The organism is Mycobacterium sp. MUNTM1 (genome assembly GCF_054660795.1).
Window position 1 is genome coordinate 38,713 of sequence record NZ_BAAGDE010000047.1, and the last position, 9,169, is coordinate 47,881.

A 9,169-nucleotide genomic window follows, 5' to 3' on the forward strand; every position below is an offset into this window, starting at 1 on the left:
ACTTCGGCACGACGCGCAGCGCATGGCTGTTTTCCTAACGTTTCAGTCATGACATGGACACTGCTGCACAACCGCATGGCCTTCATGGCCGAGGTGATCAAAGCCGCCGAAACGGACCCCGAGGCGGCACTTGCTTTGATCGACAAGTCATCCGAGGTGTCCGAGCTCTTCGGCGACGAGGAGGGCTTGCTGCTTTCGCTCGGCCAGCGCTGGATCACCATGCTGGTGGCCAAGCTGGATCAGGCCGCTCACGAGGGCGCGTCGGCCGAACAGGTGCGCTCCGACCTGGAAGCCGCCGAGCCCGGCCTGCACGCGTTGGTGAAGATCGGCACCCGCCGCTCGCTGCGGGTGCGCTCGCTCACCCGCGGTGAGCACGTGGCCGTGGGCCTGTTTGGCGGGTCCACCGGTGATCGGCAGACCGTTGCATGACCGACTGGGAAGCCTTGCCCGGCTGACCGGTCGGTACGCGACCCTCATCGTCGGCCTCTGGGTGCTGGTGGCGGGAGTCGCGAATGTGGCTGTCCCGCAACTGGAGCGGGTCGTCGACTCCCATGCCCGGTCGTTCATGCCGCCCGGGGCGCCCAGTGCGGTGGCGGCGGCACGGGCCGCCGAGTTGTTCAACCAGACGCCCAGCAATAACTTCGTTTACGTTGTGCTGGAACGCGATCGGCGGCTGACGCCGCAGGATCGCCGGTTCTACGATGCGCTCACAGCAGCGCTCGGTTCGGATCCGCGTCATGTGTATGCGGTGACCGACCTGTGGTCGCAGCCCGCCACCGCCGCCGGTGCGCAGAGTTCGGACGGCAAGGCCGTCAGCGTGATGGTCCGGCTGGCCGGCATGCTCGGCACCGCGCAGGCGCGGGACTCGGTGGACGCCGTGCGCGGGACCGTCCACAAGCTCGCACCGCCGGCCGGCTTGCAGGTCCATGTCACCGGCCCCGGCGCCACCATCGTCGACGAATTCTCCGCGATCGACCGCCAGATGCTCGGAATCACCGCCGCCACCATCGGTCTCATTTTGCTGCTGTTGCTGGTGGTCTACCGATCGCCGGTCGCGGCGGCGATCCCGCTGATTTCGGTCGGCCTCGCCCTGGCTCTGGCCCGCGCAGTCGTCGCCGCCCTCGGCCAGGCCAACGTCGTCGAGGTGTCGCTGTTCTCGGTGGCGCTGATGGCGGCCATGACGCTCGGGGCCGGCACCGACTACGCGATCTTCCTGGTCGGCCGCTACCACGAGGGCCGGCGCCGCGGTGTCGAACCCGCCCAGGCGCTGACACAGGCCTACCGCTCCATCGCCCCCGTGGTCATCGGATCGGCGCTCACCGTCTCGGTGGCGCTGGCCTGCCTGGTGTTCGCGAAGGTGGGGTCCTTCCGCAGCGCCGGATTGCCCTGCGCCATCGGCATTCTCGCGACCATGGTGGCCGCGCTGACCCTGACCCCTGCGCTGATGAGCCTGGCGATCCGCCGCGGATATCTGGAACCGCGGCGGTCCGCGACCGCGCGTCGCTGGCGGCGCGTCGGGACCACGGTGGCGCGCTGGCCCGGGCCGATCCTGATCACCGCGCTCGCGCTGACCCTGCTGATCGCGCTGCCGTTGCTCAGCATGCGGGTCGGCTTCAACGAACCCGCGGCCACGCCGTCGTCCACCGACTCCAACCGTGGCTTTGCCAGCGCCGACCGGCATTTCGCGGCCAACGCGCTGCTACCCGACGTCGTCGCCGTCCAGGCCGACCATGACCTGCGCAACCCGGCCGGCCTGATCGCCATCGAGCGCATCACCCGCCACATCATGGCCGTCCCGGGCGTGCGGGCGGTACAGTCCGCCAGCCGGCCCGACGGCAAGGTGCCCGAACAGGCGACGTTGAGCTACCAGGCCGGTGTGCTGGGCCGTCAGTTCGGCGACACCATGGATTCGCTGACCCAGCGCCTCAAGCGGGTCTCCGAGCTGGACGGCGCGCTGGCCCGAACCCAGCTTGCGGTCGACGGGCTGGGCAACGGATTGCGCGGTGGCAGTGCCGGATTGACGGACATGTCCGGCGCCGCGGAAGACATGCGGGCCGGGATGGACGGGCTGCAGCGCAATGTCACGACGGTGTCGGGCTACCTCGACCCGTTGCGTGACTTCGTCGGGCGGACCCCCGACTGCGCCGCCAACCCGATCTGCTCCACAGTGGACCGCGTGCTGCAGCCCGTCGACAGCCTGGTGCAGACATCCACTCGCCTGGGCGCGGGTGCGGCGAAGCTCACCACCGGCTCGAGCACGGCCGCCACCGCGATGGCCACCCTGCCGCAGAGCGTCACGTCGATGAAAGACGCTCTGGGGCAGGCGCGTTCGGCGACGCATGACCTGCTGAGCCTGTCCGACACGCTCGCGCCTCAGATGCGCCAGCTGACCGATTACATGAACGAGATCGCCACCCAGTTCCAGGGCAGCGCCGCGGCGGACTTCTATATGCCGCAGCGGGCGCTGACGGACCCGCGGTACATCGTCGCACTGGGCCACCTGATCTCCGAGAACGGCCGCGCCGCCTACCTGTTGGTGTATGGCGACGGTTCGGAGTGGGGTGCCGACGGCGCCAAGCGGGCGGACCAAGTACACACCGCCATCAAGGAGGCCACCAAGGAAGGCACCCTCACCCCGACCGAGGTCGACCTGGCCGGGGTGGGGCCGGTGACCGCCGATCTGCAGCGCTTCGTCGCTAGCGACACGGAGCTGTTGGTGGGTGCCGCGCTGGTCCTCATCTTTCTGATCGTCACCGCCATGTTGCGCAGCCCCGTCGCGGGACTGGTCGTCGTCGGGACCGTCGTCACCTCATACGCGTCGGCGATCGGTGCCAGCGTGCTGATTTGGCAACACCTGCTTCATCACGACCTGCACTGGGCCGTCGCGCCGATCGCCTTCATCGCACTGATCGCCGTCGGCGCGGACTACAACCTGCTGCTGGCGTTGCGCATCAAGCAGGAAGCGGCGGCGGGTCTGAAGACCGGCATCATCCGGGCATTCGGCGCGACCGGCGGGGTGGTCACCGTCGCCGGAGTCATCTTCGGGTTGACCATGCTCGCGCTGCTCAGCAGCAGCGTGCTCAGCATCGCCCAGATCGGCACGACGATCGCAGTCGGGCTATTGCTGGACACCCTGGTGGTACGGGCCTTCATCGTGCCGTCCATCGTGGCGCTGCTGGGCCGGTGGTTCTGGTGGCCCAGCACACTCCCCCGCCGCGCCGCCACGCCGACAGTGAAAACGCCGGAGCCGCAACTGATTACTGCTGCGGCGGTATGACCGACGACGGCAAGCCGACCAGCACGCCCTCGACGTCGCCGTCGACGCTGACCAGCAGGCCACGCCCCGGCGGCAGCGTCTGGGCCCGGACATTGCGGTTGATCCGGTTCTGCGGATCGTTGTCTCGGGGGTTCCGTCGTTGTCGAGGTCCAGCACGGCGTGGTCGACGAGGCCGTCGCCGTCGAGATCCGCGAGGGCGTCGTCGCGCAGACCGTCGTGGTCGAAATCCATCCCGATCGACTCGAAGCGACCGTCGTGGTCCAGATCCAGATCGGGTTGTCCATGCCAAAAGGCGGCCGCGCCGTTATCGCCAGCCAAGCAGTAGTCCATGCGTATTCGGACGCGTGGCTGTCGCTAGTCGTTCCCCCGAGATTGCCACCACGCCAACAACTCCGCGGTCGCCTCTTCCTTGTCCAGCGGACCGCGCTCCAACCGGAGCTCCTTCAAAAACCGCCATGCCTCGCCGACTTGCGGGCCGGCCGGGATGCCGAGCAGCTCCATGATTTGGTTGCCGTCCAAATCGGGGCGCACCCGCGCCAGATCTTCCTGGGCGGCCAGCTCGGCGATCCGCGCCTCGAGCCGGTCATAGCTGGCCTGCAACCGCGCGGCCCGGCGCTTGTTGCGGGTCGTGCAGTCGGCTCGCACCAGCTTGTGCAGCCGTGGCAGCAGGGGCCCGGCGTCGGTGACGTAGCGGCGCACCGCCGAGTCGGTCCACTTGCCATCGCCGTAGCCGTGGAACCGCAGATGCAGATAGACCAGCTGCGAGATGTCCTCGACCATCTGCTTGGAATACTTCAACGCCCGCAACCGCTTTCGGACCATCTTGGCGCCGACGACCTCGTGGTGATGAAAGCTCACACCGCCGTTGGCCTCGTGGCGCCGCGTGGCGGGCTTGCCGATGTCGTGCAGCAGCGCGGCCCACCGCAGCACCAGGTCCGGGCCGTCGTCCTCCAGGGCGATCGCCTGGCGCAGCACGGTCAGCGAGTGCTGGTAGACGTCCTTGTGCTGGTGGTGTTCGTCGATGGCCATCTGCATGCCGCCGACCTCCGGCAGCACCACGTCACCCATGCCCGTTTGCACCAGCAGATCGATGCCGGCCGTCGGGTCGTCGCCGAGCACCAGCTTGTCCAGCTCGGTGGCCACCCGTTCGGCGCTGATCCGGGACAGCTGCGGGGCCATCCGGTCGATCGCCTCGCGCACCCGGGGCGCGACACCGAAGCCGAGCTGCGCCGCGAACCGCGCCGCACGCAGCATCCGCAACGGGTCGTCACCGAAGGACACCTCAGGTGCGGCGGGGGTGTCGAGGATCCGCGCGCGCAGGGCCGCCAAACCGCCCAGCGGATCGAGAAATTCGCCCGGCCCCTGGGGCGTGATGCGCACGGCCATCGCGTTGGCCGTGAAGTCGCGGCGCACCAGATCGTCTTCGAGGCGATCGCCGAAGCGCACTTCGGGATTCCGCGAGACCTGGTCGTAGGTGTCGGCGCGAAAGGTGGTGATCTCCAGGCGATTGTCACCCTTGCCGACGCCGACGGTGCCGAATTCGATCCCGGTGTCCCACAGGTTGTCGGCCCACCGTCGCAGAATTTGTTGCACCTGCTCGGGGCGTGCGTCGGTGGTGAAATCCAGGTCGGGACTCAACCTGCCCAACAATGCATCCCGCACCGAGCCGCCGACGAGGTAGAGCTCGTGGCCCGCGGCTTCGAATGCGGAGCCGAGCTCGGCGAGCATGGGCGCATGCCGATTCAGGGCGACCGCGGCGGCGGTCAGCAGGTCGGCATCCTGGGCGGCGTCTGGCACGTTCGATCAGCCTAGTCGGCCCGGGACGGAAAGCCCCTGTGAGGAGGCTCGCACGCCATCGAAGGTGAATTGACCCAGCGGCGAGCGCCAGTACCGTTAGCCGCGACAAGAAGGGTGAACGGCGGGACGGCGCGGTGCATCTCCGATACATAAGCAAGGGCGCACTGATCATGTTCGCGGGTGGGGACCCGTGGAAGATCAACGACACGCTGCAGAGCGGGCGGCCGGCCCAGATCTCGAACCTTGCGACAGCATTCCACAACGCCGGGCAATCCACGACGGAAGCGGAAGCGGCATTCCAGCTGGCGCGGAGTCGCTTCGATAAGGCTTGGACGCACGAGAACGGCGAGAATCCGATCAACGACTCGGCCGAGGTTCGACGGGCCACGACCTCGCTCGGGTTACAAGCCGCGCAATCGCCCAAAATCGGAGCCGATCTAGAAAACGTCGCGGCCGCACTTGCCGAGGCCCAACGATTAGGAAAGGGCGAGATTTCAGCGCTCGAAGGCGCGCTTCAGGGTCTCGACGATCAAATCGGTGAGGCTGTGGAGCTGGAGAAAAACCCCCAGCTCACAGAATCCGAAAGGCAACTGCTCGATCACTACATCGACGGCCTCGAGAAGCATGCGATCGACGACACCAAGGCATCGGTAAGCAATCTGACGCGAATCCGCGATCAATATTCTCAGCAGCTGCACGCTTCGATGGCCAACCTGCGTAAGCAGGACGGGTACGACCCCTTAATCCAGGCATTTGACGGCGATGTTCCGGAATCGCCCTCGCAGGACCAACGTCGTCATAACCAGATTGAGGCCTTCAAACAGGTCTTTGGCCGTGAACCATCTTCGGCCGCAGACTGGGAAACCGCTGCAGCCCTGGACCCGCACACCTATGATCCGAAGTTCAACGGCGCCAAGTCTGAGGTTCGAGTGGTCAGGATTCGCCCCGTGCCCGGGCAGGGAGTAGTCCGTGTGTCGCAGTGGATCGAGCAGCGCGATGTAAGAAGCTTTCCGCCTTGGAAGCGAGATCTCGGGAACAACCGCGGGGCCAATCCCAATTTCGACCCAGAGGACACCAAGGTAACCACATACATCGACTACGAAAATGGCATCGTCGTCTTGAGGCAGAATCCTTCCGTCGAAGAAAACTCGACAGGCGGGCCAGGCCCTGTGAAGGTCGGCATTCCCAAAGGCAGCGTGACGCAGCTTTCCGATGGATCGGTCCGGATCAAGTACGACGCCGGCAATCCTTTCGCGCCAGGCATCTCCGCCGATCCCAAGGGACCCCTTATGGACCACACGGTGACGGTCAACGGTGACCTGGTGTTCACCCCGGAGCCGGAAGGTGTGCAGGTGAATGGCACGCGCAGCAATTACCCCTCCTTGGAGGTGTATCAAGACCGGCCAGCTGGCGCGACGCACACGGTGCTTATCGACCCGGCGCGATCCGGCAGTTCAGACGGACCCCTGTTGAATTTGCCCCGGCACCATGACGTAGGCCCGCTCGGCGGTAAGGCGTTCGCGCCGTTCGACACCGGCCGATGGAATCCAAAGTACGATGTGCCGACTCCTCTACCTGCCACCACCTTTGGCCCAGTCACCGACATCCCTTCTGTGCCCCCTTTGCCCACAGGTAGTGCAGTTCCGGCCTGATCACAAAGTGAGGACGACTAGTTATGCGGTCTTCGGCTCACAAGCCATTCTTTGATGCTGAGGCGTGGCGTATAGCGACCGTATCTGCACCATTTGTCGTGCAAGGTGTCTTGGCGTTGCTGATGCTCACTTTATGGCTGTTGGGCGAGGGGCCGTTCAAAACGCATAGTGCGTACGCGGGCGAACGCGCCTGGATGGTGACTGCGTCGCTGATCGCCTCGGCGGTGTCGTTGTCGATCAGCGGCGCACTGGCGTGGACGCCGTCCTCGCGACGTCGCGGTATCTCGCTCAGCCTCGCCAGCTGTTCCGCCCTTGTACTCGTCGGCGGCGTCTCTTACGCCTACCTGACCATGCGATGAAAGGGGTGTACCGGTGGACGGAACGCCTTCTGCCCCAATGAATGGCCGTTACGGGCCACTCAGTTTTCTCGTCGCCCTGGCGCACATCCTCGTGATTGACTTTGCCACTTGGCTTTTCATGCCCTGGCTGATCTTGGTTCTTCTTGCGGCACCCGTATTACTTGCGTATGCGGGAATTGGCGCCTTCGTTGCGCGGACCACCGGCAAGCCCGGCCAGATTGGCCGCGGGATGCTTTGGGGCAGCGTCTCGGCGCCGTTGTCAGTATTAATCTTCGTTCCGGTCTGGCTCATCGCCCAGGCGATCGGTCCCATCTAACCCAAGACCTGCCCACTTTGGCGGACTGGAGCAACGGCACGGCTTGCCCACCTCGCCGCGTCCTCCCGCACTCAGCCGCGGCGAGTATCTCCGGGAGAATATGCCGTGCCAGCTACTATCGCTTGGGTGTCGGACGGCGAACAAGACAAACCACGTCGGCGCCGGGGGCGTCGGCGCGGCCGTCGCACCCCAACTTCGTCCGAGAACGAAACCGCCGGTCAAGTGAGCGGTGATTCGACGGCCACCAAGTCGCGGCGATCCCGCGCGTCCCGGCGCGGACCGGATCAGTTGCGTACCGTCCACGAAACCTCGGCCGGGGGGCTGGTCATCGACGGGCTCGACGGACCACGCGAGTCTCAGGTCGCCGCGTTGATCGGACGCATCGACCGGCGGGGCCGAATGCTGTGGTCGCTGCCCAAGGGGCACATCGAACTCGGAGAGACCGCCGAGCAGACCGCGATAAGAGAAGTGGCCGAAGAGACCGGAATCCGGGGCAGCGTGCTGGCCGCGCTGGGCCGCATCGACTACTGGTTCGTCACCGACGGCCGTCGCGTGCACAAGACCGTGCACCACTATTTAATGCGCTTCTCCGGCGGCGAGCTGTGCGACGAGGATCTCGAGGTCGCCGAGGTGGCCTGGGTACCGATGGGCGAACTGCCGTCCCGGCTGGCCTACGCCGACGAGCGCCGCCTGGCCCGGGTGGCCGATGAGCTGATCGACAAGCTGCAGAGCGATGGTCCGGCCGCGCTTCCGCCGCTGCCGCCTAGCTCGCCGCGGCGCCGCCCGCAGACCCATTCGCGGACTCGGCATTCTGACAAACCGGCCGCGGGCCGGAAGAACGGCCACGGACCGGGGCCGTGAGCGTTCCGCGTCTGCGTTGGGCCGGCTCGGTGCGTCTCGCCGCCGTGCTCGCCATCGTGGCCGGTATCGCGGTGCTTACCGCGCCGGTGATGCCGCCGGCGGCCGCGGGCGAGCCTGGGGTGACGCCGTTCGTGCGGGTCCGCATCGATCAAGTCACCCCGGATGTGGTCACCACGACCAGTCCGCCCGCCGTGACCGTCAGCGGCATGGTGACCAACATCGGCGACCGCCCGGTCCGCGACGTCATGGTCCGGCTCGAGCACGCCGGTGCGGTCACCGCCTCCGCCGGGTTGCGCACCACCCTGGACGGCGACACCGACGGCTATCAGCCCGCCGCGGATTTTCTCACCGTCGCGCCCGAACTGCAGCGCGGGCAAGAGGTCGGGTTCACCCTGTCGGCCCCGCTGCGCGCGTTGACCAAGCCGTCGCTGGGCGTGGAGAAGCCCGGTATCTATCCCGTTTTGGTCAACGTCAACGGCACGCCCGACTACGGCGCGCCCGCCCGGCTCGACAACGCGCGCTTCCTGCTGCCCGCGGTTGGGGTGCCGCCCGACCACGCCGACGACGTGGGCTCGGCCGTTGCGCCCGATACGTCCAAACCGGTGTTGATGACCATGCTGTGGCCGCTGGCCGACCGGCCCCGGCTGGCCCCCGGCGTACCCGGCGGAACCATTCCGGTGCGGCTGGTTGACGACGACCTGGCCACCTCGTTGGCCAGCGGCGGCCGCCTCGACATCCTGCTGGCCTCGGCCGAAGTCGCCACCAGTCACGACGTCGACCCGGACGGCGCCGTCGGCCGCGCGCTGTGTCTGGCGATCGACCCGGATCTGCTGGTCACGGTCAACGCGATGACGGCCGGCTACGTCGTGTCCGACTCTCCCGACGGCCCCGCGCAGCTGCCCGGCAC

7 protein-coding genes and 3 pseudogenes are annotated in these 9,169 nt (G+C 67.0%); 7 read left to right on the forward strand and 3 right to left on the reverse strand.

Annotated elements, in window-relative coordinates; all coding sequences use genetic code 11:
* Positions 1–48 precede the first annotated feature (48 nt).
* On the forward strand, positions 49–429 hold the full coding sequence (locus ACYQ8K_RS22715; protein WP_459972517.1) for a hypothetical protein: 381 nt from the start codon (positions 49–51) through the stop codon (positions 427–429).
* A complete protein-coding gene (locus tag ACYQ8K_RS22720; protein WP_459972519.1) occupies positions 422–3,277 on the forward strand; it encodes an MMPL/RND family transporter in 2,856 nt (951 codons plus the stop codon). The genes ACYQ8K_RS22715 and ACYQ8K_RS22720 overlap by 8 nt, the downstream gene beginning before the upstream one ends.
* On the opposite strand, the pseudogene ACYQ8K_RS22725 reads toward ACYQ8K_RS22720, so the two are convergent.
* The 3 genes and pseudogenes from ACYQ8K_RS22725 to ACYQ8K_RS22735 all read right to left on the reverse strand — a co-directional run.
* Positions 3,258–3,401 (reverse strand): annotated as a pseudogene (locus ACYQ8K_RS22725) (hypothetical protein); the annotation flags it as partial. The gene ACYQ8K_RS22720 and the pseudogene ACYQ8K_RS22725 overlap by 20 nt on opposite strands.
* Positions 3,377–3,607, reverse strand: a pseudogene (locus ACYQ8K_RS22730) (pullulanase); the annotation flags it as partial. The pseudogenes ACYQ8K_RS22725 and ACYQ8K_RS22730, both read right to left, overlap by 25 nt.
* A gap of 24 nt (positions 3,608–3,631) precedes the next feature.
* Positions 3,632–5,074, reverse strand: coding sequence for a CCA tRNA nucleotidyltransferase (locus ACYQ8K_RS22735; protein ID WP_459972521.1), 1,443 nt, complete (start codon positions 5,072–5,074; stop codon positions 3,632–3,634).
* 170 nt (positions 5,075–5,244) lie between these two features.
* On the opposite strand from ACYQ8K_RS22735, the gene ACYQ8K_RS22740 reads away from it, so the two are divergent.
* The 5 genes and pseudogenes from ACYQ8K_RS22740 to ACYQ8K_RS22760 form a co-directional block, all read left to right on the forward strand.
* Complete coding sequence (locus tag ACYQ8K_RS22740; RefSeq protein ID WP_459972523.1) at positions 5,245–6,726, forward strand: putative alpha/beta hydrolase; 1,482 nt, start codon at positions 5,245–5,247, stop codon at positions 6,724–6,726.
* Between the two features lie 110 nt (positions 6,727–6,836).
* Positions 6,837–7,085, forward strand: a complete 249-nt coding sequence (locus tag ACYQ8K_RS22745; RefSeq protein WP_459972525.1) for a hypothetical protein — start codon at positions 6,837–6,839, stop codon at positions 7,083–7,085.
* A gap of 13 nt (positions 7,086–7,098) precedes the next feature.
* Positions 7,099–7,401, forward strand: coding sequence for a hypothetical protein (locus tag ACYQ8K_RS22750; protein ID WP_459972527.1), 303 nt, complete (start codon positions 7,099–7,101; stop codon positions 7,399–7,401).
* Between the two features lie 126 nt (positions 7,402–7,527).
* Positions 7,528–8,262, forward strand: coding sequence for an NUDIX hydrolase (locus tag ACYQ8K_RS22755; protein ID WP_459972528.1), 735 nt, complete (start codon positions 7,528–7,530; stop codon positions 8,260–8,262).
* A pseudogene (locus ACYQ8K_RS22760) lies at positions 8,259–9,169 on the forward strand (hypothetical protein); the annotation flags it as partial. The gene ACYQ8K_RS22755 and the pseudogene ACYQ8K_RS22760, both read left to right, overlap by 4 nt.